Here is a 25,659-nt window from a genome sequence, read left to right on the forward strand (position 1 = left end):
AATTATGGCTGATATTCAGCAAATTATTGAACAATTTAAGAAAGATAATCCATTAGAGGACTCTGATGTTATTTTGAGGGCCTACCATTTTGCCGCGGAAGCGCATCGGGGACAGAAAAGAAAATCAGGGGACGATTATATCACCCACTGTCTCGGCGCGGCTGAAACGCTCGTTCGCTTAAGAATGGATTCAGAGACCATCGCCGCTGGATTGCTTCATGATGTTTTGGATGATACAAAGGTCACGCCAAAACAAATGGAAAAAGAATTTGGCGCGAATATTTTGAAATTGGTCAACGGGGTCTGTAAAATTGGGAAACTTAAATATCGGGGCGAGGAAAGAGCGGCGGAAAATTTAAGAAAATTGTTTTTAGCGATGGCAGAAGACATCCGAGTTATTCTGATAAAATTCGCCGATCGCCTCCATAACATTAAAACGCTTGACGCCTTGCCCGCAGAAAAACAAAAGAGAATCGCTTTAGAAACATTGGAAATTTACGCTCCTTTAGCTGATCGTTTAGGTATCGGAGAAATTAAAGGACAACTGGAAGATTATTCTTTCGCGTTCATTAATCCAAAAGAGTATCAGGAAATATCAAGTAAAGTTAAAGGGAAATACGCCGAAAACATCAAATATCTTGAGAAAACAATCCCTCTGATTAAAAAGGTCTTAAGCGAAAAAGGAATTAAGGTTGTTGAAATTCACGCGCGCGCGAAACATTATTACAGTTTATATAAAAAACTTTTGAAATATGATATGGATTGGCACAGAGTCTACGACTTAGTCGCCCTGCGAGTGATCGTCCCCGATATTGAAAGTTGTTACGCGACTCTGGGAATTGTCCATAAAAAATGGCGACCTCTCTTTGGTCGAATTAAGGATTATATCGCTCTTCCAAAATCAAACGGATATAAATCTATTCACACAACCATTTTTTGCGACAAGGGGAAAATCACCGAACTTCAAATCCGCACGCCTCAAATGCACGAAGAAGCGGAATATGGTATCGCCGCCCACTGGCATTACAAAGAAAATAAGGGCCTGCTTAAAACATACATCCAGCAAAAAATTCTCAAGCAGGCGCCAAAAAAAAGAGCGATCAAAATGGCTGAAGAACTTGTTTGGGTAAAGCAGTTGCGAGAATGGCAAAAAGAAAAATTTTCTTCGCCGCGGGAATTTTTTGACTCGCTCAAAATTGATTTTCTCAAGGACCGAATTTTCGTCTTTACGCCCAAGGGCGATGTTATTGATTTGCCCGAAGGAGCCACTTCCATAGATTTCGCCTATCAAATCCATACTGACATTGGCCATCAATGTGTCGGCGTTAAAGTTGACGGGAAATTATGCCCGCTTTCCGAACCATTAAGAAACGGACAAATGGTTGATGTTATGACCCAAAAAAACAAAAAACCAAGCCGGGACTGGCTGAGATTTGTTAAGACCAACCAAGCGAAAAGCAGTATCAACGCCTGGTATCGTAAGAATTAACAACTAACCCTACATCTTCACCAGATGGTCTCTCAACTTTTTCAGTTCCTTATCCCCCGCAAACTCAATACTCATATGGCCTACTTCCCCTCTTTGCGTAACGCTTACCCGGCGTCCCCAATTATCAGCAACCTCTTTTTCTATCTTCTTAAAAAACGGATTTTTAGGACCGTGACCAGTCGCAAACTTATTCGGAACCGCGAACTTTCTCGCTTTATCTTCAATCACTCGAACGCCCCAGTCATGCTTCATCATTTCTCTAAAAAGGGGCAAGCGAGCCGACGGCTCGGCCAGCAAAAGCGCTCTTGCCCGCCCTTCTTTGGTTTTGCCGGAGGAAAGCGCGTCTTGAACTTCTTGTGGCAGAGTTAAAAGTCGGAGAAAGTTAGTAACACTCGTTCTCTGACGCCCCACCTTTTCCGCTATCTCATGATGTTTCATACCAAAATCATCCTGAAATTGCTTAAAAGCAATCGCCATTTCAATCGGATTGAGATTTTCTCTTTGAATATTTTCAACCAAAGCGATTTCCAGTTTTTGGCGCGCGGCGCTGTCGCGAATTACAACAGGAACGCTGGGCAAGCCCGCCATTTGGGCGGCGCGCCACCTTCTTTCCCCCGCTATTAATTCGTATTCTACTTTACGGCCTCTGCTTGTCGTTTTCTCAACTTTGGTGACTATCAACGGCTGAAGAATACCATGTTCTCTAATTGAATCAGCTAATTCTTTTAGCGGCTTTTCAGCAAAATCGCGTCTTGGCTGAAGAGGATTAGGACGGATTTTGTCCGTCTCCACATTAAAAATACTTTCCCTTTTTTGCTTCGCCCAGCCCGCTCTCTGCATCCGGCTTGAAGCCAAGTCGGTAATTTTTTGTTGTTTTTTAGGAATAAGCGATTGAAGCCCCCTCCCCAATGTTTTCGCCATAATTTTATTTCTCCAAACTAATTATTTCCTTGGCTAAATTTTGATAGGCCTTGGCGCCCCTGGAATTAGGAGCATATTGAAAAATTGACTGCCCAAAACTTGGCGCTTCCGCTAATTTGACGCAGCGCGGAATAATTGACTCAAAAACATGGTCATTAAAATTTCTTTCCATCTCTTTGCGGACTTGTCGCGAAAGGCGGTTGCGGCGGTCATACATCGTCAGTAAAGCGCCTTTTATTTTCAACGGGCTTTCTAAATTCTCCTGAACCAACTCAATCGTTTTAAGTAATTGCCCTAAACCTTCCAAGGCGTAATACTCACATTGAACAGGAATAATCACCTCGTCAGCCGCGACCAATCCATTGACCGTCAAAAGACCTAAACTTGGCGGGCAGTCAATCAAAATATAGTCGTAATCAGTCCTAACGCGGCGCAAAACCTCGTAAAGTTTGAACTCCCTGTTGTCCATCCCAACTAAATCTATCGTCGCTCCAGCCAAATCTGGAGAAGCGGGCAAAACATCATATCCCAAAAGATTGGTCTTGCGAATAACATCTTCCGGCGAAACCTTTCCGATTAAAGCATGATACAAACTGCTGGAAATTTTTTGCGGATTAATTCCAATTCCTGACGAGGCGTTGGCTTGAGGGTCAATATCAACCAAAAGAACATAACGCCCCAAAGACGCCAAGTATCCAGCCAAATTTACAGCCGTAGTTGACTTCCCAACCCCGCCTTTTTGATTGACTAAACTTATAATCTTCGCCATTAAATCTATTATACTCTAATCCCTTTTAATTGACAACAATCTCTTTTTAAGAGAAAATACAAACAAGGCCGGTGTGGCGGAATTGGCTATACGCGTGCGACTCAAAATCGTATGAACGAAAGTTCATGTGGGTTCAACTCCCACCACCGGCACCAACTTTTTATCCCAACATCTCCATCAAATCCTTTTTGCTAATGGGCCCGATGTGCGTGATTTTTGGCTTGGCAGAGGTTAGGTCTAAGATGGTTGAGGATTGGCTGTTTTGCAAATCACCTGCGTCCAAAAAGAGATTGGGGCGGAGATATGACTTTTCAAACGCTTTCATGACATCTCTGGAATAAATCAAAGGCGGTTCTCTGTTAATTTTAGTTGAAGAGATAGTAATTGGTTCTTCAAAATTCTCGGCGAGAATTTGCGCGAAGGAGCAGTCGGGAATTCTGATTCCGACTGTTTTTTTATTAGCCACTAAAGTATCGGGAATAATTCCCTTTCTTGTTAAAATCGCCATCGCTGCTCCGGGCCAAATATCCCCAAGAATTTTTTCCGTTTTTTTATCAATGTAAGCGAATTTTTTTGCCGTCTCAATATCGCGAACCATAATTGGAATTGGCTTCAACCGCGAACCATTTTTAATTTTAAAAAGCCGCTCAACGCAAAGAGCGTCCAAAGCGTTAACCCCTAAGGCGTAAACTGTATCAGTCGGATAGACAATGCACCCGCCACGCCGCAAAACCTTGACCGCTTCATAAACGACATCCATTTCAAAATCATTCAAATTGAATTTTATAACTTTCATAAGTTTTTAAAAACTTGACGCGAAAGAGAAAATATGGCAAGGTTTTAGTATAATCAATAAGTTCTTTAACTAACAAATAATAAAAGGGGGGATAAAATGAGCGAAAAAAGAAAAATTATAGTGGTAGATGACAATATCGATTTAGGAAAAATAACAAAAGAAATACTAAGTCGCATTGGAGGATACTTTGTAATATATTGCGACAGCGCGGCAAGCGCTTTATCAAAAATTCAATACGAGTTCATTCCTAATCTGGTCATTACTGACCTTCAAATGCCAATTATGAATGGATTAGAATTAACAGCAATACTAAAAGAAAAAATTCCTGATTTGCCAGTAATCATTTTAACTGGCAGACCTGGTTTAGTTCCAAAAGATAGTCCCGCTGATCTGGTCATAGAAAAACCATATCTCGTGGAACAACTTTTAGAAAAAGTTAAAAAACTAATATAACAACCAACCAAAGCCAAGGACAACTTCCTTGGCTTTAACATTTACATAACCAAATTGACCAACCTTTCTGGAATATAAATAACTTTTTTGGGTTTCTCGCCATCGGTCCACTTTTGTATTTTCTCCCGCGACAAAGCCAATTTTTCAATTTCCTTTTCGGAAATTCCCGCTTCAACTTCTATAATATCTCTCATTTTTCCGTTAATTTGAATAATAATCTTAACATTTTTTTCTTGAATAATTTCAGCGTCATAAGACGGCCATTTCTCTAAAAAGATACTCTTTTTATTACTCAACCTTTCCCACAATTCCTCCGCGATATGCGGCGCGAAAGGAGAAAGCAAAAGCAAAAACTTTTTCCAAACCTCCAAAGAAACACTACCGCTTTTTTCCGCTTCGTTGGCGAAAATCATCATCTGACTGATCGCCGTATTAAATTTGAATTCCTCAATATCTTCTGTCACTTTTTTAATTGTTTTGTGCAAAAGTTTTTCCAAATTATTATCTTTTATATTATCTATCTTGTTCCCTCTTCGCCAAACCTTTTCCAAAAACCTTTTTACGCCCATAATCCCTTTTGTATTCCACGGCTTAGCGTCTTCAAGAGGCCCCATAAACATTTCGTAAAGACGCAAAATATCAGCGCCATATTCAGCGACAATCTTATCGGGATTAACGACATTCCCCTTTGACTTGCTCATTTTAGTCCCGTCTTCGGCGAGAATCGTCCCTTGATGCCTCAACTTCAAAAACGGCTCATTAAAATCAACCAAACCATATTTTTGCAAAACCTTCGCAAAAAATCTCGCGTATAAAAGATGCAAAACAGAATGCTCCGCTCCGCCAACATAAATATCAACGGGCAACCATTTTTTTAGCGCCTTTTTCCCCGCGAACTCTTTGCTGTTTTTGGGGTCAGCGTATCTTAAATAATACCAAGACGAACAAACAAAAGTATCCATTGTGTCCGACTCCCTTTTCGCCGCCGCCCCGCATTTAGGGCATTTTACATTTTGAAATTTCTTCGCGTATTTAAGAGGCGATTCGCCAGTCGGCATAAAATCAACATCTCTTGGCAACTTCACGGGTAAATCCTTCTCGGGAACAGGAACCGCCCCGCATTTTTCGCAGTAAATAATGGGAATAGGCGCCCCCCAATATCTTTGGCGACTCACTAGCCAATCTCTTAATTTGTAGTTAACAGTTCGCCCGCCCAATTTCTTCTTTTCCAGCCAATCAACTATTTTTTCCGTCGCCTTCTCTTTGTTCAACTCATCTAAAAAGGAGGAATTAATATGCGGACCATCGCCGACAAACGCTTCTTTTCCAACATCGCCCCCCTTAAGAACTTCAACGAGCGGCAATTTATATTTTGTCGCGAACTCCCAATCCCTTTGGTCATGCGCTGGAACCGCCATCACCGCGCCCGTCCCGTAATCAGCCAAAACATAATCGGCGATAAAGACAGGAATTTCCCCACCGTTGACGGGATTAACCGCTAAAACGCCGTCTAATTTGACGCCCGTTTTTTCCTTCGCCAAATCAGTCCTTTCCAATTCGGTTTTTTTTCGCGCCTTAATTCTATATTTCTCAACCTCGCTCCAATTTCTAATTGACTCCCTAAATTCTCCAACCAATGGATGCTCTGGAGAAAGGACGAAATACGAACAACCGAAAAGAGTGTCGGCGCGAGTCGTGTATATCCCAATTCCTTTTTCAAGGCCAAATTTTTCACTCTTCAATGAAAATTTAACCGCCGCCCCTTCTGACCTGCCAATCCAGTTTTTTTGTATTTGCTTGGTTGACTCGGGCCAATCAACATCATCCAACCCGCTGATTAAACCTTTTATTTTCCTCCCCTTATAATTTTGGTCTTCAATAAAGTCTGTTATCTTAAAAAACCATTGCTCCAAATCCTTTTGAATCACAGGACTCTCGCACCTTTCGCATTTCCCCCCTTCCGCCTGCTCATTCGCCAAGACCGTCTGACATTTCTCGCACCAATTAACTCTCGCTTTCTTTTTGTAAGCCAGCCCGTTTTTATAAAAAAGAAGAAAAAACCACTGCGTCCATTTATAATATTCCGCCTCCGACGAATTAATCTCTCTTTCCCAATCGTAAGAAAAACCAAGTGAATTTATCTGCCGCTTAAAAACGCTTATCGCTTTTTTAACGGTCTCAGCCGGATGAATTCCCATCTTAATCGCGTAATTTTCCGCCGGCAAACCAAAAGCGTCCCACCCCTGCGGATACAAAACATTATACCCTCGCATCCTTGAAAAACGCGCGTAAATATCCGTCGCCGTATACGATTCCACATGCCCCATATGCAACCCGCTCCCCGAAGGATAAGGGAACATATCCAAAACATACCTCTTCTCCTTCAGTCGGCTTTGGTAAAGCCGAACAGCCGCCCATCTCTTCCGCCACTTCCCCTCAATTTTATTTGGATTATATTTCTCCATATTCTTATAATAAAATAATAACCCATTTCCGGGCTATTATCAAATAAAAACAATATAATTCGGCTTTACTAAAGCCGAATTTTACACCCCGAATAATTCTCTCGCGTTTTTTGTTGTTTGCGCGGCTATTTCTTCAAAACTGACGCCTTTTATTTCCGCCAATTTTTCCGCCACATATTTGACATAAAGCGGCTCATTTCTTTCTTTGCGATGCGGGACAGGGGATAAATATGGGCAGTCCGTTTCTAATAATATCTTTTCCAAAGGTATTTTTTTTATCATTTTATCATAATCCCGCGCGTAGGTGATAATTCCGTTAAAGCCCAAATGAAAACCCATTTCCAAAAACTTTTCCGCTTGCGGCAATCGTCCCATAAAGCAATGAATAACTCCCCGCAATTTTGGCGAACAAGAATGAGGACAATGAGCGCATCCAAAACTAAACATTTCCAACAATTCAATCAAGTCGTCATACGCCTTTCGGCAATGAAAAATTATGGGTTTACCCGCTTGCTGCGCTAATTCTACCTGCTGCGCCAAGACCTCTTTCTGTTTGTCTTTCGCTTCCTGGCTAATGCCATCGCCATATTCCAAACCAATCTCGCCCACCGCTACCACTTTTGGATTTTTCAATAATTCCCCATACTTCCCTGCGTCAAAAACCTCCGCGACATGACTTGGGTGAAGCCCAACCGCGGCGTAAACCCCTTCTTTGTGTTTCTCCGCGTATTCAATCGCCCGACGGCTCGTGCTATACTGCGCCCCCGCGTTAATCATCCAAACCCCCGCCTCCAAAGCTCGTCCGATAACCGCCTCTCCGTCGTCTTTATAGGCGTTAAAATTTATGTGCGAATGCGTATCAAACAAAATTGGTTCTTTCATAAATGTATAATCGTATTGTTAAAAATTAAGTTTTGGTATAGAATAAATCAGGCGATAGAATAAATGAATTTATAATATGAAAGACGGGAATCACTTAATCCTTGATTTGAAAAATTGCGAAAAGATAGAAAAGCTTTCAAGTAAAAAATTCGTAGAGAACTTTATTTTTGAATTGGTAAAAATCGCGGAGATGAAAGCGATCATCAAACCGAAAGTGCTGTATTATGAACACGAAGAAAAAGAAGAAAGCGGAGTCACCGGATTTGTCATAATCGCCGACAGCCATGTGAGCATCCACACTTATCCCTTCAAAGAATCCTTGTATCTTGACTTATTTTCCTGCAAAAAATTCAATTCTCGGAAAATAGTCAATCTCGTTCAAAAAACTTTTGAACCAAAAAAATTAACCAAAAAACTAATTAAAAGATAGAGAATGATTTACAACCGAGGGAAGAGCGCCTCGGTTTTTTTGTTTTGCTTGATTTGCTCTAAAATCTTTTCGGCCGTTCGCGGCATAAATGGTTTGAGCAAAATGGCGATTTCTTTTAGGGAAACGAGCAAATCCGAGATTACTTCATTAAACTTTTTTTCGTCGTTCTTTTGCAATTCCCATGGTTTGTTTTTTTCAACATACTCATCGCAAACCGAAATTAATTTCCAAACCGCCTCCAACGCTTCATTAAATTTAATCTCCCCAAGCGCTTTTTTATAATTTTCTTTGGTTAATTTAATCTCTTCTTCTATCTTATGATTTATGATTCCTGATTCCTGATTCATTTTTATTTTCTCCGCCAAGGTTAAAACCCGGCTAACCAAATTCCCCAACCCATTCGCCAAATCGGCATTGTATCTTTCTTTAAGCCGTTCGGCGCTAAAATCACCATCTTCTGTGCTGGAAAATTCTCGCAAAACATAATAACGAACAACTTCGGCTCCGTATTTTTCAACAACATCAAAAGGATTAACAACATTGCCGATTGACTTGGACATTTTTTGCCCTTCAGAAGTAAAATACCCGTGAATAAAGACCTTTTTGGGCAAAGGCAGTTCGGCCGCCAAAAGCATCGCTGGCCACAAAAGAGTATGAAATCGCAAAATGTCTTTTCCGACGCAATGGATATCAGCCGGCCAATACCGCTCAAAATTCTTTTCATTGCCGCCATATCCAAGCGCGGAAATATAATTGCAAAGCGCCTCAAACCAGACATAAATCGTTTGCGAAGCGTCCTTTTCAACGGGAATTCCCCAAGTAAGATTTTCCTTGGGTCGAGAGATACTCACATCCTCAACCCCTTGTTTAATTAAACCCAAAATCTCTTTTTTCCTTTTTTCGGGGACAATGCCTAATTCATTTTTTTCAATCATCTCCTTTACTCTCGGAATGTATTTTGATAATTTGAAAAAATAGTTTTCTTCCTCTAAAACATCTGGTTCTTTTTTGTGTATCGGGCATTTGCCGTCAACCAAATCGCTTTGATTAAGATACGCCTCGCACCCGGCGCAATAAAGCCCCTCGTATTTTCCTTTATAAATATCTCCTTTGCTATTCAAAATATCCCAGATTTTATAAACAGACGGCCAATGGCGTTTTGAGTCGCTTGTTCTAATAAAATCATCGTTTGATATATTCAAAACCTCTGTTAATCTCTTAAATTCAGATGTGTTCTCGTCAATAAGCGCCTGAACAGATTTCCCGGTTTTTTCAGCCGTCCTAACTATTTTTATCCCATGCTCATCCGCCCCCGTTAAAAAGAAAACATCATCCCCCAACTGACGATAATAGCGCGCCAAAACATCCGCCTGAACCATCTCCAAGGCATGTCCAATATGAGGAACCGAATTAACATAAAAAATACTGGTGGTGATATAGAATTTATTCTTCATTTTTTAAACAAAAACTATCCAACGGACTGCGAATATTTTTTAATTTATTGGTAGCCACCTTCGTATAAATTTGTGTTGTTTCTAACCTTTTATGCCCCAATAATTCTTGAATATATCTTATACTTACACCGCTTTCAAGTAAATGCGTCGCGAAACTATGCCGTAAACTATGGCAACTGACTTGCTTTTTTATGCCAGATTTTTTTAACGCGCTACTAAAAGTTTTTTGAACTGCCCGTTCCGTTAATTTCCCTCCTCTCAAACTTTCAAAAACATAATTATTAGCTTCTTTGGTTTTGATATATTTCTCCAAAACACCCGCAACTTTTTCAGATAAAATAGTTATTCTATCTTTCGCTCCTTTGGCTTGCCTAATTCTAACTGCTCTGCCGCCAAAATCCAAATCTTGAACCTTAACATTAACAACCTCTGAAACGCGCAGCCCAGACGAATACATTAAAGCCAATAATAATTTGTGTTTAACATTTTGAACAGTGGCTAAAATATTCGCTATTTCTTTTTTGCTTAAAACTTCCGGCAATCTCTTTGCCTTTTTGGCTCTTGGTATATTTATAAAAAATTTTCGGCGGAGAATTTTCTCAAAATAAAATTTCAACGCGCTATAGGCGGTATTTAAGGTCGAACTTGATTTTCTATTATCGGATAATTTTTCCAAATAAATTCTAATGTCCGCCGTGTTAATTGTTTTCGGATTTTTATTTGCGAATTTTAATATGTTCGTGATATAATACAGGTAGGATTTAATAGTTTTATCGCTGAACCTCCGCAATTTCATTTCCTGCTTTAATTGCAATATTGGATTCTTGCTCGGATATTGATAATTACTGTTCATAGTATTGTTATGATCGGAAGTTAATGCGATTATTTTATCTCGTTTGTCAAATCAAGTCAATAAGTTCGTATATAACTTGTTATACGCAATCGGCACGGGGCACTATAAAAGCAAAAATTATAAAAGGAATGATATTCTTATGAATAATATGGCTCAAAAATCAAAATATCAAATTTATCAAATAGCAAAATTTGTTATTCTTTCAGTTATAATAATTTATTTTTTGTATTTCAAGATGCATATCCCTGTAACCCTTGTTTTAATTCTCGAAATTTTACTTTTTATTAAACTTCTTCCGATTACAAAATTTGTTGAAGGAAAAATTATTAGATATTACCCAAAATATGACAACTTCAATATTTGGATAAAACGTTTAATCTTGTTAGTTTCCTGGATTTTGATTTTTATAATTCTAAAATTTATTATTGTTAATATCATAATGATTAAAATATTGAATATACCTGTTGAACAACAGATTTATGATTTCATTAACAAAACTGCTAAATAATTTTTGCAGATAAAAAAATGACGTGCCCCGTGCCGACTTCTCCGCTTCGCTCCGACCACGCCTTGCAGGCTCTCCTCCTTTCAGTCGTCGGGGCGTATAACAAGGATTATGAGGAAAATTCCTGCTGAATTTTCCCAAATTTGCTTCGCAAACTTCTCATAATCCTGATGTTATACGCAATTCAAAAAGCCTCTCTTTATTAATCAATTTAATAATTTTAGCAATTTATTTTTTTAACTAGACCAATATGAACGAGCTAAATCAAAAATTTACACCCTCCTTAGAAAAAATGGAAAAAGTAGAACCTCAAATCGAAACGGCAACAACCAAAAACATTAAGGATATTCAAAATTTGAATAGACTGTTGTTTGAAGAAGAGTTCGTTAAATACGACAAAACTATTAATTGTGATTGGCCATTATCTCAAGATGGGGAAGATTTTTACAAAGAAAGAGTTGAGAGCAAAAAAGGCTGCGCTTTTGTTTTAAAAATTAACGAGAAGATTGTTGGTTATCTTGCTGGAAGCTTGTCGGAAAATGAATTTTATAGAAATGTAGATAGTTTTGCTGAGTTAGATGATATGTATATCATAGAAGAACATAGAAGAGCTGGACATGGTAAAAAACTTTATGATGCTTTCATTGGTTGGTGTAAAGAAAACGCCGTCAAAAGAATTAAAGTACTTGTCACAGCTAGAAATACCCAAGCTATCAAATTTTATAAAACCCAAGGATTTAATGACTACAATGTCACCTTGGAATCTGATATTGACCAGTTAAATAAATTGTAAAAAATTATTATTAAACAAAAATAAACGCGATTTCGGTAAACTAAAAAACCGTCTTATAGCAAGGCGGTTTTTTAGCGTGGAGCCAAGGGGAATCGAACCCCTCATTTCCGAGTGTCAAGCACGGAAACCTCGCCATGAGGTGGCCCCTTAAACTCCACAGGAGCATAATATCATAAAAATAAACAAAAAGAAAACCCGAGAAGTAATTCTCGGATTTTCGGAGAACGATTGTTTCCGTGCTTGACAACTATAAGCATAACAAAGTAACAAATATTGTCAAGCCCAATTATCCACATCGCCTATTTACCCTTAACCACAACCACAAACTCGCCTTTTGTTTTGTCTTTTTCAATTTTCTCAATCACTTCTTTGACTTCGCCTTTGTAAATTGTTTCAAATTTCTTTGTTATTTCTCGGCAGACGACAATTTGCCTTTCGGGCTCTAAAACACTTTCTAATTCTCGCAGCGTTTTTAAAATTCTGTGGCAGGATTCGTAGAAGACAACTGTGTGCTTTGAATTGGCGACTTCTTCAAAAAACTTTTTTCTTTTCTTTTTCACGGGCGGGAAGCCGAGGAAAACAAACTTATCCGCTGAAAAGCCGGAAACGCTTAAAGCGGCGATTAGCGCCGATGGTCCGGGGATGGGAATAACCTCCAAATCGGGCATTTGCTCAAACAAAAATTCAATTAACTTCGCGCCCGGGTCGCTAATTGAAGGCGTCCCCGCGTCCGAAATTAAAGCCAGGTCATTCCCTTCTTTTAATCGCTCTAAAATATATTCGTTTTTCTTTAATTCGCTATGCTGGTGGTAACTAACCGTCGGCTTGGAAATTTCATAACGACTCAAAAGTTTTTGAGCGACCCTCGTGTCCTCGCAAAGAATAAGAGTGACTTTTTTTAGCGTCTCAATCGCCCGAAAAGAAATGTCTTTCAGATTACCAATAGGCGTCGCGACGATGTATAGTTTCATAAAACTAATTTCTTTTCTCCTGAAAATCCTTCACAAATTCAGCGATCGCCGCGGTGACGGGAACTGATAAAATAATACCCAAGACGCCCGCCAATTTGGCGCCGATTAACATTACAATAATAATCACAATCGGACTCAAGCCAACCGTTCTTTTCATAACCTGCGGAACAATGATGTAGTTTTCTATTTGATTGATAATAATAAAAAGAACGATAACCATAAGCGCTAAAATAGGCGATTGAATAAAGGCCAAAATAACCGCCGGTATCGCCGCTAAAATCGGTCCCATATACGGAATAATCTCAAACAAAGCGGCAATTAAAGCCAGAACCAAAGCGTATTTTACGCCCAAAACCGATAAACCTATATATGTCAAGACACCAACAATCAGCATTAGTAAAAGTTGTCCCCTCACCCAGCCGCCAATTTTAATCTGAACGCGATTAGCTAAATCCGAAAGATAATGCCGATGCTCAACAGGAGTTAGAGAAACCAAAAAATTTTTAACTCCCTTCTCTTGGGTGGCTAAATAAAAAGAAATAACCAAAACGACAATCGCTGAAAAGAACCCGCCAAAAATTCCTGTAATTGTGTTAAAAACACTTGAAGTGGCTTGAGTCAGCCGCTCGCTCGCGCTGCCCAAAAAAGATTGGAAATTTCCTTCAATTTGAAATCTGCCCCACCAATCCTGAACGCTCAAACCAACCCTCTCAACAATACTGGGAAAATTAATAGCCAATTGCTTAATTTGTTCCGCCAACGGAGGAAAAATTAAAGTAATAATTAGGGACAAGAAAGAAAGAAAAAGCAGATAAATAAAAACCACACCCAAGAGCCGGGGAATTTTATGCCGATGAAGCCAACTCACCGGGTCATTAACAGCCGCCGCGATAATCAAAGCGACAAAAATAATCGCCAAAATATCGCGAATCGTATACAAAAAAATCAACCCCAAGAGAATAATAACTGTCCTGAAAATCGTTGAAGTTGAAATATTAATTGTCCGAGAATCGTTAAGCATTTATATTTTTAATATTTTCTCAAACTTATCCTTATCCTTAAACGGTCCGATCATCGCCAGATTTAATTTCTCCGGCTTGAAAATATCTTGCGCGACTCTTTGAATGTCATCAACCGTCACTGCCTCCATTTTAGCGAACTTTTGGTCTAGAGTCAAAATTTTTCCAGTCAAAAGTTCCTGAAAAGCGGCAAAAGACGCCCGCTCATCAGACGACTCCATCCCAATTAAAGAAGAGCCCCGAATATAGTCCTTCGCTTTTCTTAACTCCGCTTGACTGATTTTTGTCGTAGCGATTTTTTTGTATTCATCCAAAATCGTTTTGATCGCCCTCTCCACTTTTTGATTATCAACCCCTGCGTGCGTGGACAAAAACCCTGTGTCAGTATCGCTATCAACGCCCGTCCCAACATAATACGCCAAGCCCTGTTTTTCTCTAACAGAAATCCACAAGCGAGAGCTCATATTGCCTCCCAAAATTACGCCAAGTAAACTTAAAGCGTACTTATCTGGATGAAAAATATTATATCCACGAACCCCTAAATGTAAATGCGTTTGATCCGTTTTTTTGTAATAAACAAGCGATTGCGGTTTATCTTGTTTTTCTACAACCGGCAGCTTTCCCACAACCGCCTTATGATTGATTTTCCCAAAACATTTCGCAATCTTCTTAACCGCCTCATCACCATCAATATTGCCCGCGACCGCGACAATCGTGTTTCGCGAAGAATAGTGGTCTTTAAGATATTGGGCAAATTGCGCTCTTTGAACGCTTTTAATCGTTTCTTCCTCGCCAATAATCCTCCAACCCGCCGGCTGATCGCCGTATAAAAGATTTGTCCAAAGGTCATAAACATGACGCGTTGGAGTATCCAAATACATATTTAATTCCTGCAGAATCGTTCCTCTCTCTTTTTTAATTTCTTTCTCTTCTATTTTTGAATTCAAATAGATATCAGAAACCCAATTCAAAGCCAAATCAAAATGACTCGCGTCAACTTTCGCCCAATAGCCGGTATATTCCTCCGATGTAAAGGCGTTATACTGTCCGCCAATTTTGTCCAGCGGCTCAATCAATTTCAAAGTGCTCGGATATTTTTTGGTCCCCTTAAAAAACATATGCTCTAAAAAATGAGAAATCCCGTTAATGTCCTTCGTCTCGTATTTAGACCCCGTCCCCACCAAAACCAAAACAGCTGCCGTTTTGGTATTTTTAGACGGGACAGTAATAATCCTCAATCCGTTTTTAAGAGTAGTTTTTTTATAATGATTTTTCATATCACAACCTCTCCCTAAAATAATCTTCCAACTCGCTTATCTTAATTCTCTCTTGTTTCATTGTGTCGCGGTCGCGGACTGTCGCATCGTTTTGTTCTAAACTGTCAAAATCAACCGTAATACAATAAAGCGTCCCAATTTCGTCCTGACGGCGGTATCGCTTGCCAATGTTTCCATTATCGTCAAACTCGCAGACATAATTTTGTTTGAGTTGAGCATAAACCTCTCTCGCTTTTTTAACAAGTTCTGGTTTGTTTCTTAATAAAGGAAAAACCGCAATTTTAACAGGAGCCATCTTTTTATTAAACTTCATCACTGTTCTCGTCCCGCCCTCGGTTTCCTCTTCCGTATATGCCTCCGCCAAAATAGCGAGCAAAGTCCTATCTACGCCAAAAGTCGGCTCAATTACATGAGAAATAAATCTTTTTTGGTCTTTATCGTCAAAATAAGTCAAATCCTTCCCTGAATTTTTTTGATGATTAGATAAATCAAAATCAGTCCGATAAGCAAGACCCCACAACTCGTCCTGACCAAAAGGAAATTCATATTCTATATCAATCGTCTTTTTAGAATAATGCGCCCTTTCGCCGTCTGGGATATCCATGTCATGCGCTTTTTTTCTATCCAGCCCGACAAAATCCATAAATTTATACATTTCGCCAAGCCATTTGTTAAAGACCTTTTTCCAATCCGCTTCGGGGGAAATAAAAAACTCTATTTCCATTTGCTCAAATTCAAGCGTGCGAAAAATAAAGTTGCCCATTGTCATTTCATTCCGAAACGCTTTTCCTGATTGCCCGATTCCAAAAGGTATTTTCTTGTTTGTGGAATCCAAAATATTTTTGTAATTAACAAAAATAGCTTGCGCTGTTTCAGGCCTCAAATATGTTTTAACGCCCTCTTTTTCAACCGGGCCGATAACCGTCTCAAACATCCCGCTAAAAAATTTTTCTTCCGTAAAACCGCCTCCGCATTCCGGACACTTGGACGCGTCCTTTAATTTATCGGGCCTAAATCTTTTGTGGCATTTTTTGCACTCAACCAAAGGGTCTTTGAACTTTTCCGTATGACCGCTCGCCTCCCAAATTTTAGGACTCATCAAAATCCCGCCATCCAACCCAACCATATCTTCTCTGTCTTGAATAAAATATTTCCACCACGCCTGCTTAATATTATTTTTCAACTCCGTTCCTAATGGCCCGTAATCGTAAGTATTGGCCAGCCCGCCATAAATATCCGAACCAGGATAAACAAATCCCCTTCGCTTGCATAAAGAAACAATTTTTTCCATGGTAATCATAAAATTATTTTATAACCGTCCCTTCTTTGCGATCTATCTCCGGCTCATCGGGTAAATCGGTGTCAATTTCATCGTCTTCTTCGGTCAACTCCAATCCCGCGAAATTGTCCTGAACGATAACTTTTGATTGCCCAATTAACTCAACCAAACTGCCTAAATGCGCCAAACTTGGAGTAATAGAAATCTGAAAAGCCGCTTGCTCAACTGGAGACAAAATACCCGTTGCCGAAGACATATTTCCGACATTCCAAACCAATTTTCCTGTTTGCGGACTGTATTTCAAATTAGCGCTTGACGGACTAAAATTATTCAGCCACTTAACATGAGGCGGCAAATACGCCTCCACAACGACTTGGCTTAAATCATTGCCCGCGTTGGTTAATTGCCATTTAAGCGTATAAGTCGTTTCTTGTCCAACTTTAGGCGGAATCGGACCGCTATTAGAAATCAAATCATCGTAATAATATCCGCGCGCCTGAACGGATAACTGGCTCGCCACTTTGGTCACCAATTCGCTTTGCCCAGCAATCTGAATATCTCCCAAAGAAAGAGGTGTTTCCGAAGAATCAATTTTGACCGTGTTAATAATCTCAAAATTCTTGTCGTCGTACTTGAAGACCGGCAGAGAATCTTTCACTTTAAGCGAAAATTCAATCACGCCCTCTTGACGCGAAGCAAGATATTCTAAGGCGGGCAAGTTACTCGCGTTCCATGTAATTGTTTGATTTTCTCCGTTAAAAGACCCTTTATCGCCGATACTTAATTCCGCGAAATCCAAGACCGCGCCTTCTAATTTTGAAGTAATATTAACATTTCTAATGCCGACATCTGTTGTATTCTGATAAATGATTTGATAATCCAAATCCTCGCCCGCTCGCGCGATATAGTCAGTTTTTTCGTTTAATTTTTGGCTAACAAATAAAGGAGAAACAGAAATCTGAAGAGCGTCCGTCGTTTCAGCGTAAGGAACAAATTCGCCATCTTTCAGTAACCCCAACCGCGCTTCAAAAAGCTTGACTTCTCCTTCTTCTCCTTGGATATCACCCCTAACCGAAATTTTGCCCTGTTCGCCAGATATTAGTTTTTCCAACGACCAAATTTTATCCTCTTCCGAAGGAGACGGGACCGACGATTGAAAATTAAATCCCGACGGATATTCAATCTGAATTTGAAGGTCATCAAAAGCGACTTCCGCTTGGTTTGAATAAATTAAAGAAAAATCAAAAAATTGCCCGCTGACCAATTTATCGGGCAAATCAAAACTAACCATCAAAGGAACGGAAACAATGACCGATGTAAAACTCGCCTCGTTGAAAAAAAGAGAACTAATCCTGCCTGGATAATAATTTAATTCCGCGCGAGCGGCTTTATTCTCTCCCTTTAATCCTATAAGCCGCGCCGGCAATTCAATCTGATTTTCCCCGCCCGCCGCTAAATTGGGCAAATTGATATTTTCAATTAAATCCTCGCCGCTTAAATGAACCGAGTTTTCTGGATAATAGAATATAAGTTCTATGTCTTTTAATTCCAATTTTGTATTGTTTTTGTATCTTACAAAATATTTTACTTCATCTCCGCTCACAACGCTTTCGGGGCCTCTGATTTCAAAATCAACTTCATTTTTATCAAAAGAAAACAACCCTCGCCAAAATAAAAATCCCATAGCGACCAAAAAAACAGCCACAGCCGCGATGCCGCTCATTTTTAAATATTTCTTGCGCTTAGCCGATAATTCTTCTCTTTCCTTTATTTCCTCCCATTCTTCCGATTGGACCTTCTCTCGTTCTTTTTCCGACTGAAATTCCTCCGGAAATTCCAGCCGCTCCTCAAATTCCGCCTCCGGCTTATATATTTTCCTCTTCAGTTCATCTAACTTCATGGTGTCTATTCTACCAAAGAAACCGCCTTTTGTAAAAAAACGCGCGAATTAATTTCTTCATTCAAAAGCGATTGAACAAAATCAACCGCGTCCGTCCGCTCTTCGCCATAGCCCAAAAAATTCAAAAGTTCGTCCTCAAAATTTTTGACAACAGATGCCAAATCGTAATTTTTTTGGTCCAATTGCCGCAAAGAAGATAAAAAAAGTTCCCAAATCCTTTCGTCCTTTTCGGGGCCAGAAACAAGTTTATCAGCCAATTCGGACAAATAGTAGGCAGCCGCCAAAGCAGACAAATCGCCATGAAGAAGAGGATAACTCTCAATCGTTTCCGCGCCCGTAATAATATCAAAACCCCTCCCCGGCGCGACCATTAAATGGCTCCGCAAAAAAAGTTCCAAATGCCCCCTCAATTTTGATTGGTTTTTCCGAATCGACTTCGCCTTAACCAAAATCTTTCCAAAATCCTGCGTATAAACAGTTAAAAGGCGATCAAAATCGCCCAAATCCCTCCTTCGGATAACAACCCCTTCCGTTTTATAAAGCATAAAAATTATTGTGACATCCGATGTCGCAATTAGTTCATCATACAAATAAATTATAGCACAAATCCCCGACAAAAAAAAGACGGCCACTTTTTGTCGTGGCCGCCGAAACAAAATTACTCCTTTTAACTAAATAATATCATGAAAAAAAGCAAACTCCAAGCTAAAATAAGACATACAATTGACAATGCTCTTGCCTCAGAAGATACCCTATATTCCCCAGCATCAAAGAATTTCCATGTTTTAAAGTACAAAACAATTCCAATGATTGAAAATATCACTGAAAGCGTTATAGGTATCACAGTCCAATTCCAATTCATATCGCCCTCCTTTATAATCCTTTTTGGTTTTTTATTCAGTTGTTAAGGTAATTACCCCATTCGGCTTTACCAAAGCCGAATTTTAATTTCTTAATCCCCAGCCAAATTTTTTCTCCGTTAATAATCGTTTCTTTTTCTACAAGAAAGACCTCTTTTCTTTTTTGGGCTAATTCTATTTTCTCCGCGGAGGTTTCTTCTTTGATTTCGGAAGCGTGTTTTTGAATTAGTTTTGATAAAGAAGCGTCCGCTGTGTATCGCAGATAGATTCTTTGGCCCGGCTTTAGCCCTCCGTCTTTTCTCATTCCTTGGATAAAGCGGATTAGATCCCTGATTATTCCTTCGGCTCTTAATTCAGCTGTGATTTTCGTGTCAATTTTAATTTCTTTGCCTAAAATAACTTTTTTGACATTAATTTCGTCTTTAATTAAATCTATCATTTCTACATCTTTCGCCATTTGCTCGTTATTAATTGCTAATTCGCCTAGTGGCTGCCTGACTTTAATTCCCGCCGCCGCTCTTTGCGCCAGCGCGGCCGCCGCTATTTGCCTAACTTGCGACATTTTCTCTTCTAATTTTTTATCAATCAATTTTTTGTTTACTTTTGGATAATCATCAAAATGAACCGATTGCTTCCCGTTTAATTTCTGATAAACCTCTTCCGCGATAAAAGGCGTAAAGGGAGCGGACAGCTTAGCAAAAGTCAGCAAAACAAAAGAGTAGGTCTCTTCCGCTTCTTTTTTTTCTTGAGCGTTGGATGGTTTTTGAAGCCGTCTTCGCGAGCGCCTCACGAACCAATTGGAAAAATCATCCAAAAATTCGTCTATCAAACGGGACGCTTTCGTTAATTCGTACTGGTCCATCCATTCGGTCATTTCCAAAACAACCGAGTTAAGCCGAGAGACAATCCACCTGTCCAAAACATTTTTTGGTTTGACGGATTTGGGCGCCTTAAAATTTTTGGCGGTGTATGTTTTGAAAAAAATGAGGGAATTCCAAAAAGTCAAAATCGTTCGGCGGAATATTTCGGCGACCCTTTGCTCGGAGAAAATATAGTCCTCGCCTATGGGCGTGCTTGAAAGCAAGAAATATCTCAAAGCGTCAGCGCCATATTTATTAAAAATGATTTCTGGCGCGGCATAATTTCCTAATTTCTTTGAAAGTTTCGTTCCGTCTTCGCCTAAAACAAGCCCGTTAACCACAACATTTCTAAAAGCCGGCTTGTCTTTGCCCAACCCGCGATCTTTCAAAGTTAACGCCGTCGCCAAAACAAGCAAAGAGTAAAACCAGCCCCGCGTTTGGTCCATTCCCTCGGCGATAAAATCGGCTGGAAATGTTTCTTCGACCAATTTTTTATTCTCAAACGGATAATGCCATTGCGCGTAAGGCATGGAGCCCGACTCAAACCAACAATCAAAAACTTCTGGCGTCCTCTCCATCCGCCCGCCGCACTTTTGGCATTTGATAAAAATAGCGTCTATAATTGGACGATGCAAGTCATCCGTTTTTTTGCCTGACAATTTTTCCAATTCCTTAACGCTTCCGACGCATTTTTGCTCACCGCACTTTTTACACTGCCAAATTGGCAAAGGCGCCCCCCAAAATCTGTTTCTTGAAATAGACCAATCACGCGCATCTTTTATCCAATTACCAAAGCGACCTTCTTTTAAATGCCCAGGAACCCATCTCGTTTTTTTGTTATTAGCAACCAATTCTTTTTTGAATTTCGTAACCGCCACATACCAACTATCAATTGAATGGTAAATAAGAGGGCTGTTGCAACGCCAGCAATGAGGATAACTGTGGACTATTTTCTCTGCCTTAAAAAGCAAGCCCCTTTTTCTTAAATCATCTTTAATATCTTGGTTCGCTTTTTTGATAAATTTGCCTTCGCCCGGAATGCCCAAATCGCGAATAATCTTGCCTTCTTCATCAACTGTCACTATAGTCGGCAACTTCTCTTTTTTGCCCAAAGCCGCATCGTCTTCGCCAAAAGCGGGCGCAATATGAACCATCCCCGTCCCGTCATCAACAGAAACGAAATCGCCCGCCACAACTCGATAAGCGGACTCATTTGTCTTCATTAGATAAAACGGCTCGTATTCTTTTCCGACTAAATCTTTTCCAAAAAATTCTTCTTTGATCTTATATTTTTGCGCGTCTAAAACTTCCAGCCGTTCTTTGGCTAAAATATATTTCTCGCCGTTTAGAGTGACCTTAACATATTTGATTTTCACCCCAACGGCGACGGCCATATTCGCCGACAAAGTCCAAGGCGTCGTCGTCCAAACAAGCAGATATGTTTTTTTCTCGTCCTTTAAAGGGAATTTAACAAAAACCGATTCATCTTCAATGTCCTGATAAACATCAGGTTGATTTAATTCAAAATTAGACAAAGGCGTTCCACATCGCGGGCAATAGGGCGTTACCCGATAATCTTTGTAAACCAATCCATCATCCCATAACTGCTTAAAAACCCACCAGACCGACTCAATATATTCATTATCCAGAGTCGCGTACGCTTGCGAATAATCAGACCATCTTCCTACCCGCCGCAAAGTCCCTTGCCAATCAGAAGTACACCGAAAAACCGATTTACGGCAGGCCTGATTAAATTTCTTAATCCCCATCCCCTCAATTTCCCTCTTATTTTTCAGCCCGAGTTCTTTTTCAATCAAATTTTCCACCGGCAATCCGTGGCAATCCCAACCAACCCGCCAAGGAACCTGTCTGCCTTTCATTGTCCAATACCGCAAGACCGTGTCTTTGATCGCGCTCGTCAAAATATGCCCGTAATGAGGAAGACCAGACGCGAAAGGAGGGCCGTCGTAAAAACTAAAAAACCGCTTGCCTTTCTTTTGGGCAATCAATTTGGCAAAAACATCTCCCTGCCGCCAAAACTTCAATATTCTTTTTTCCATCTTAGGTATCTGGTCCATAATTATAAAATTACATTTTCTCTGGCGCTTTGATGCCCATTAAGTCCAATGTGTTTTTTAAAACAATCTTCGTCGCTTTAACTAAACAAATTCTTGCTTGGCTCAACTCCTTATTTTCATCATCCAAAACGCGGCATTTTTCATAAAATCTATGAAAGGCGTTCGCCAATTCCATAGAATATTGAGGCAACCGCTGAACCTGATAATCCTTCGCTATATCCTCAACAATTTCAGGAAATTTAATTAAATGGCGAATAAGATTTAACTCTTCCAGATGAGTTAACTTCATCAGGGACAGTCCCCGAAAATCAGGGACAGTCCCCGATTTCGCTAAAATTCCGCAGATTCTCGCGTGGGCATATTGGACATAAAAGACGGGGTTTTTGTTTGATTGTTCCCGCGCCAAATCCATATCAAAATTCAAATGGGTATCGGGAGATTTTTGCAAAAAGAAAAATCGCGTCGCATCCGCGCCAACCTTTTCAATCAACTCGTCCATTTCCACATAGACCCCCGCCCGTTTTGACATTCTCTTTTTCTCGCCTTTTTCTAAAATTGTAACGAACTGCAAAAGAACCGTTTCCAATTTTCCTTTATGTCCGATCGCTTCCACCCCCGCCGCTAATCCCGCAACATCACCATGGTGGTCGGCTCCCCAAACATTAATTACCCGAGTAAATTTCTTCTCGTTGAATTTGCGCCAATGAAAAGCGATATCGCCCGCCAAGTATGTTTTGTTTCCGTCTTTCTTGACCAAAACCCTATCTCTTGTGTCGCCGAGTTCAGACGACTTGAACCATCGCGCGCCGTCCTTTTCGTAAAAAAATCCTTTCTTTTCCAAAAAATCCAAAACCTCATCCACCAAACCAGATTGATAAATCTCTGACTCCAAAGCCCATTCGTCATATTTAATCCCCAATTTATCTGTCGTCTTGCGGATTAAATTTTCAATAATATATTTCGCCGCCGCTTTCCCTGCCTCACGCGCGTCTTTTCCTTTATTTTTTTTATTTAGTTCGTCAATATATCCCCCCTTATAAACCGCTTCGCTATCTTTCAAAACAGAATGTCCCAAGGCCTCAATCTGCATTCCATGGTCATTGACATAATACGCCCTTTCAACATTAAATCCGGACTTGCTCAAAACGCCCGCCAAAACATCCCCAAAGGGCCCGCCCCTTCCGTTCGCCACTGTCAAAGGTCCTGTCGGATTGGCGGAAACAAACTCAACCTGAACTTTTTCGCCCTTACCAACGCCGATTTCTCCGTAACGAGCGCCTTTTTTAATAATCTCCGCCAGTTCATCTAATAATATTTTTTTTGACAAAGTAAAATTAATAAAACCAGGACCCGCTACCTCCACTTTTTCAAAAGCGGGATGAACTTCCAATTTCGCGACAATTTTTCGCGCGTCAACCTTCATCCGCAAAGCGACATTTGTGGAATAGTCCCCAAAATCAGAATTACCCGGCCGCTCCAAAAACGCCTCACCCCCAACAACCCCCTCAATAATTTTCTTAACTTCATCTCTGATCATATCTTCTATCATATCCCATTATTAAGATTTGTTCAATAAACCAAAAAGATATACAATTAAAACATGCCGACTCTCGCTATTAACCCACGAGCCAGATATGATTATGAAATTTTAGACACCTACGAGGCTGGAGTGGTTTTAATTGGACAAGAAGTTAAAGCGATTAAAAGAGGAAGCATCAGTTTAAAAGGCGCTTATGTCGCCATTAGAAATAACGAGGCGTGGCTCATCAACGCGCAGGTCTCTCCCTACCAGCCCAAAAATACACCCGCCGATTATGACTCAACCCGTTCTCGAAAATTGCTTCTTCATAAAAGCGAAATTAAAGAGTTAATCGGCAAGACAAAACAAAAGGGCTTGACTTTAACGCCCATCCGCGTTTATACTAAACAAAATCAGATTAAACTGGAATTCGGCTTGGGTCGCGGGAAAAGAAAATCCGACAAGCGGGAAAAAATTAAAAAGAGAGAAACACAAAGAAAAATCAACCGCGCGCTGAAGGAATGGTTTTAAAAAAGGGGATGATTGGCTTCGATGAAAGTCAATTTCTTAATAAGCAAGACGAGTTTAATCGAACACTCGTTAAAGATCGATTAAGATAATAAATGTCAATTTATTTTCAAAGGCAAGGAACGCGGTAGCTTCGCTATTTAGCGCTCCGAACCTGGCTTTAGCTGTCGCCTAAATAATTAGTCAACAGCCGTTCAAACCTTTGATTCCTGATAGAGGGATTTGAATGTCATTTTTCAGGATAAGCGGACAAAATTATCTCGCTTTGACCGCCGACAACTTAGGGGTAAGAATTAGAAATTTTTTGTTTAGTTTTAAGTTTTTAATTCTTTAGTTCGCTTTTGGCGAACAAATTAAACTAATCTAATCTTGTAGAATTATTAAGAATCAACTTTTAGACGCGGGTTCAATTCCCGCCATCTCCACTCGGTAAAAAGCAAAATAAAAACTATTTACTACAAAAAAACTTACAAACCATTTGTCAGAAGGCCTCGCCTTAATCATCAGATAAGGGTAAGTCCTATCCGATTAATTGACGAGAAAGGGAATAATCTTGACATCGTCAAAACGGGGGAGGCGTTAAAAATGGCCCTTGAAAAAGGGCTTGATTTAATTGAAATCGCGCCCAGCGCGCAGCCGCCCGTTTGCCGCATTATGGATTTTGGCAAATACCAATACCAAAAAACGCAAGTAGAAAAGAAACAAAAAACAAAGCAGGTAAAAACAGACATCAAGGGAGTTAGAATTAGTTTGGGCATTAGCAAGCATGACGCGGAATTCAAAGCCAAGCAGGCGGAAAAATTTCTCTCGCGAGGACATAAGGTTAGAATAGAAATGATCTTGCGCGGCAGAGAAAAGGGAATGTTTGAAATAGCCCAAAGCAAAATGAAAGAATTTATTGAAACAATCCCGATAGAAATTAAAATTGAGCAAGGAGCAAGAAGACAACAAAGGGGTTTGGGGATGGTAATTACTAAGGAATAAGTCTAACAATTATGACTAAATTTAAAACAAGAAAAGCGTTATTAAAAAGAATAAAAATTACCGGTAGCGGAAAGTTTATGAAAAGACCGACTCACCAGGACCATCTGAACTCAAAAGAATCCGGCAATAAAACCCGAAGCAAAAGAAAAGCGACCGGGGTCTCTTCTGATAATAGGAAAGTTATAAAAGAAATATTCTCAAATATTTAATTAGCATATAAAACTATGACACGAGTAAAAAGAGGAATAATGGCCAACAAGCGCCGCAAAAATATCCTTAAATTGGCGAAAGGGTTTAAGTGGGGCAGAAATGTAAAATATAAATTAGCCAAAGACGCGCTTAAACACGCGTGGACTTACGCTTATCGCGACCGTAAAGTGAGAAAGCGGGATTTTCGCCGCCTCTGGCAAATAAAAATCAACGCCGCCGTCCGCCAGCAAGGCGTCACATACAGCCGTTTTATTGAGATATTAAAAAAGGCCAAGATTGAATTAGACAGAAAAATCTTGGCAAACTTAGCCGAAAAAAAACCAACAATCTTCGCGAAGATTGTTGAGAAGATAAAGGGATAAAA

General features: G+C 39.9%; 24 protein-coding genes, 2 tRNA genes and 1 other RNA gene. 11 read left to right on the forward strand and 16 right to left on the reverse strand.

Going from position 1 to position 25,659, the window contains the following annotated elements:
• Positions 1-4 precede the first annotated feature (4 nt).
• Entirely contained in the window at positions 5-1,489 is a 1,485-nt protein-coding gene (locus tag KKF19_01425) for a RelA/SpoT family protein (GenBank protein ID MBU2579606.1), read from the forward strand.
• A gap of 9 nt (positions 1,490-1,498) precedes the next feature.
• On the opposite strand, the gene KKF19_01430 is transcribed toward KKF19_01425, so the two are convergent.
• Together KKF19_01430 and KKF19_01435 are read right to left on the reverse strand one after the other, a co-directional pair.
• On the reverse strand, positions 1,499-2,410 hold the full coding sequence (locus KKF19_01430; GenBank protein ID MBU2579607.1) for a ParB/RepB/Spo0J family partition protein: 912 nt from the start codon (positions 2,408-2,410) through the stop codon (positions 1,499-1,501).
• A gap of 4 nt (positions 2,411-2,414) precedes the next feature.
• A complete protein-coding gene (locus tag KKF19_01435) occupies positions 2,415-3,179 on the reverse strand; it encodes a ParA family protein (GenBank protein ID MBU2579608.1) in 765 nt (254 codons plus the stop codon).
• 67 nt (positions 3,180-3,246) lie between these two features.
• On the opposite strand from KKF19_01435, the gene KKF19_01440 reads away from it, so the two are divergent.
• Positions 3,247-3,334, forward strand: a tRNA-Leu gene (locus KKF19_01440).
• Positions 3,335-3,339: 5 nt separating this feature from the next.
• On the opposite strand, the gene KKF19_01445 is transcribed toward KKF19_01440, so the two are convergent.
• Positions 3,340-3,975, reverse strand: a complete 636-nt coding sequence (locus KKF19_01445) for a threonylcarbamoyl-AMP synthase (protein MBU2579609.1) — start codon at positions 3,973-3,975, stop codon at positions 3,340-3,342.
• Between the two features lie 96 nt (positions 3,976-4,071).
• On the opposite strand from KKF19_01445, the gene KKF19_01450 reads away from it, so the two are divergent.
• Complete coding sequence (locus KKF19_01450) at positions 4,072-4,428, forward strand: response regulator (protein MBU2579610.1); 357 nt, start codon at positions 4,072-4,074, stop codon at positions 4,426-4,428.
• 41 nt (positions 4,429-4,469) lie between these two features.
• Here the strand turns inward: KKF19_01450 and leuS are convergent, their stop codons facing one another.
• Complete coding sequence (gene leuS, locus KKF19_01455; GenBank protein MBU2579611.1) at positions 4,470-6,893, reverse strand: leucine--tRNA ligase; 2,424 nt, start codon at positions 6,891-6,893, stop codon at positions 4,470-4,472.
• A gap of 81 nt (positions 6,894-6,974) precedes the next feature.
• Positions 6,975-7,775 (reverse strand): TatD family hydrolase, encoded by an 801-nt coding sequence (locus KKF19_01460; GenBank protein ID MBU2579612.1) that lies wholly within the window; start codon positions 7,773-7,775, stop codon positions 6,975-6,977.
• A gap of 76 nt (positions 7,776-7,851) precedes the next feature.
• On the opposite strand from KKF19_01460, the gene KKF19_01465 reads away from it, so the two are divergent.
• Complete coding sequence (locus KKF19_01465; GenBank protein ID MBU2579613.1) at positions 7,852-8,205, forward strand: S-adenosylmethionine decarboxylase; 354 nt, start codon at positions 7,852-7,854, stop codon at positions 8,203-8,205.
• A gap of 8 nt (positions 8,206-8,213) precedes the next feature.
• Here KKF19_01465 and metG read toward each other — a convergent pair whose 3' ends face one another.
• Both metG and KKF19_01475 read right to left on the reverse strand, forming a co-directional pair.
• Positions 8,214-9,659: a methionine--tRNA ligase gene (gene metG / locus KKF19_01470; GenBank protein MBU2579614.1), complete on the reverse strand. Its 1,446-nt coding sequence runs from the start codon at positions 9,657-9,659 to the stop codon at positions 8,214-8,216.
• Positions 9,649-10,512: a tyrosine-type recombinase/integrase gene (locus tag KKF19_01475; GenBank protein MBU2579615.1), complete on the reverse strand. Its 864-nt coding sequence runs from the start codon at positions 10,510-10,512 to the stop codon at positions 9,649-9,651. Before KKF19_01475 ends, metG begins: the two co-directional genes overlap by 11 nt.
• Before the next feature lie 148 nt (positions 10,513-10,660).
• On the opposite strand from KKF19_01475, the gene KKF19_01480 reads away from it, so the two are divergent.
• Positions 10,661-11,020 (forward strand): hypothetical protein, encoded by a 360-nt coding sequence (locus KKF19_01480; protein MBU2579616.1) that lies wholly within the window; start codon positions 10,661-10,663, stop codon positions 11,018-11,020.
• Between the two features lie 289 nt (positions 11,021-11,309).
• A complete protein-coding gene (locus KKF19_01485) occupies positions 11,310-11,810 on the forward strand; it encodes a GNAT family N-acetyltransferase (protein ID MBU2579617.1) in 501 nt (166 codons plus the stop codon).
• A 77-nt stretch (positions 11,811-11,887) separates the two neighbouring features.
• On the opposite strand, the gene KKF19_01490 is transcribed toward KKF19_01485, so the two are convergent.
• The 9 genes from KKF19_01490 to KKF19_01530 all read right to left on the reverse strand — a co-directional run bounded on the left by KKF19_01490 (position 11,888) and on the right by KKF19_01530 (position 23,603).
• A tRNA-Ser gene (locus KKF19_01490) sits at positions 11,888-11,966 on the reverse strand.
• A gap of 143 nt (positions 11,967-12,109) precedes the next feature.
• Positions 12,110-12,781, reverse strand: coding sequence for a 16S rRNA (cytidine(1402)-2'-O)-methyltransferase (gene rsmI / locus KKF19_01495; GenBank protein ID MBU2579618.1), 672 nt, complete (start codon positions 12,779-12,781; stop codon positions 12,110-12,112).
• A gap of 4 nt (positions 12,782-12,785) precedes the next feature.
• Positions 12,786-13,802: an AI-2E family transporter gene (locus tag KKF19_01500; protein ID MBU2579619.1), complete on the reverse strand. Its 1,017-nt coding sequence runs from the start codon at positions 13,800-13,802 to the stop codon at positions 12,786-12,788.
• Positions 13,803-15,077, reverse strand: coding sequence for an insulinase family protein (locus tag KKF19_01505; protein ID MBU2579620.1), 1,275 nt, complete (start codon positions 15,075-15,077; stop codon positions 13,803-13,805).
• A 1-nt stretch (position 15,078) separates the two neighbouring features.
• Complete coding sequence (locus KKF19_01510) at positions 15,079-16,377, reverse strand: glycine--tRNA ligase (GenBank protein MBU2579621.1); 1,299 nt, start codon at positions 16,375-16,377, stop codon at positions 15,079-15,081.
• A gap of 4 nt (positions 16,378-16,381) precedes the next feature.
• Positions 16,382-18,256 (reverse strand): DUF11 domain-containing protein, encoded by a 1,875-nt coding sequence (locus KKF19_01515; GenBank protein ID MBU2579622.1) that lies wholly within the window; start codon positions 18,254-18,256, stop codon positions 16,382-16,384.
• Positions 18,257-18,261: 5 nt separating this feature from the next.
• Positions 18,262-18,801 (reverse strand): DNA repair protein RecO, encoded by a 540-nt coding sequence (recO, locus tag KKF19_01520; protein MBU2579623.1) that lies wholly within the window; start codon positions 18,799-18,801, stop codon positions 18,262-18,264.
• A 352-nt stretch (positions 18,802-19,153) separates the two neighbouring features.
• The gene (gene ileS, locus KKF19_01525; protein ID MBU2579624.1) at positions 19,154-22,054 is read right to left on the reverse strand and encodes an isoleucine--tRNA ligase; all 2,901 of its coding nucleotides are present in this window, start codon (positions 22,052-22,054) and stop codon (positions 19,154-19,156) included.
• Positions 22,055-22,064: 10 nt separating this feature from the next.
• Entirely contained in the window at positions 22,065-23,603 is a 1,539-nt protein-coding gene (locus KKF19_01530) for an arginine--tRNA ligase (protein MBU2579625.1), read from the reverse strand.
• 51 nt (positions 23,604-23,654) lie between these two features.
• Between KKF19_01530 and smpB the strand changes: the two genes are divergently transcribed.
• From smpB to rplT, 5 genes are all read left to right on the forward strand, one after another.
• Positions 23,655-24,104: an SsrA-binding protein SmpB gene (smpB, locus tag KKF19_01535; protein ID MBU2579626.1), complete on the forward strand. Its 450-nt coding sequence runs from the start codon at positions 23,655-23,657 to the stop codon at positions 24,102-24,104.
• A 4-nt stretch (positions 24,105-24,108) separates the two neighbouring features.
• Positions 24,109-24,529: a transfer-messenger RNA gene (ssrA, locus tag KKF19_01540) on the forward strand.
• Between the two features lie 13 nt (positions 24,530-24,542).
• A complete protein-coding gene (infC, locus tag KKF19_01545) occupies positions 24,543-25,085 on the forward strand; it encodes a translation initiation factor IF-3 (protein ID MBU2579627.1) in 543 nt (180 codons plus the stop codon).
• A gap of 8 nt (positions 25,086-25,093) precedes the next feature.
• Positions 25,094-25,294 carry a 50S ribosomal protein L35 gene (locus KKF19_01550; GenBank protein MBU2579628.1) on the forward strand — a complete coding sequence of 67 codons (201 nt, stop codon included), beginning with the start codon at positions 25,094-25,096 and terminating at the stop codon, positions 25,292-25,294.
• Between the two features lie 15 nt (positions 25,295-25,309).
• Positions 25,310-25,657, forward strand: a complete 348-nt coding sequence (gene rplT / locus KKF19_01555; GenBank protein ID MBU2579629.1) for a 50S ribosomal protein L20 — start codon at positions 25,310-25,312, stop codon at positions 25,655-25,657.
• Positions 25,658-25,659 lie beyond the last annotated feature (2 nt).

The sequence above is a fragment of the Patescibacteria group bacterium genome, from assembly GCA_018830295.1.
Taxonomy (GTDB): Bacteria; Patescibacteriota; Minisyncoccia; order Portnoybacterales; family UBA2143; genus JAHJSM01.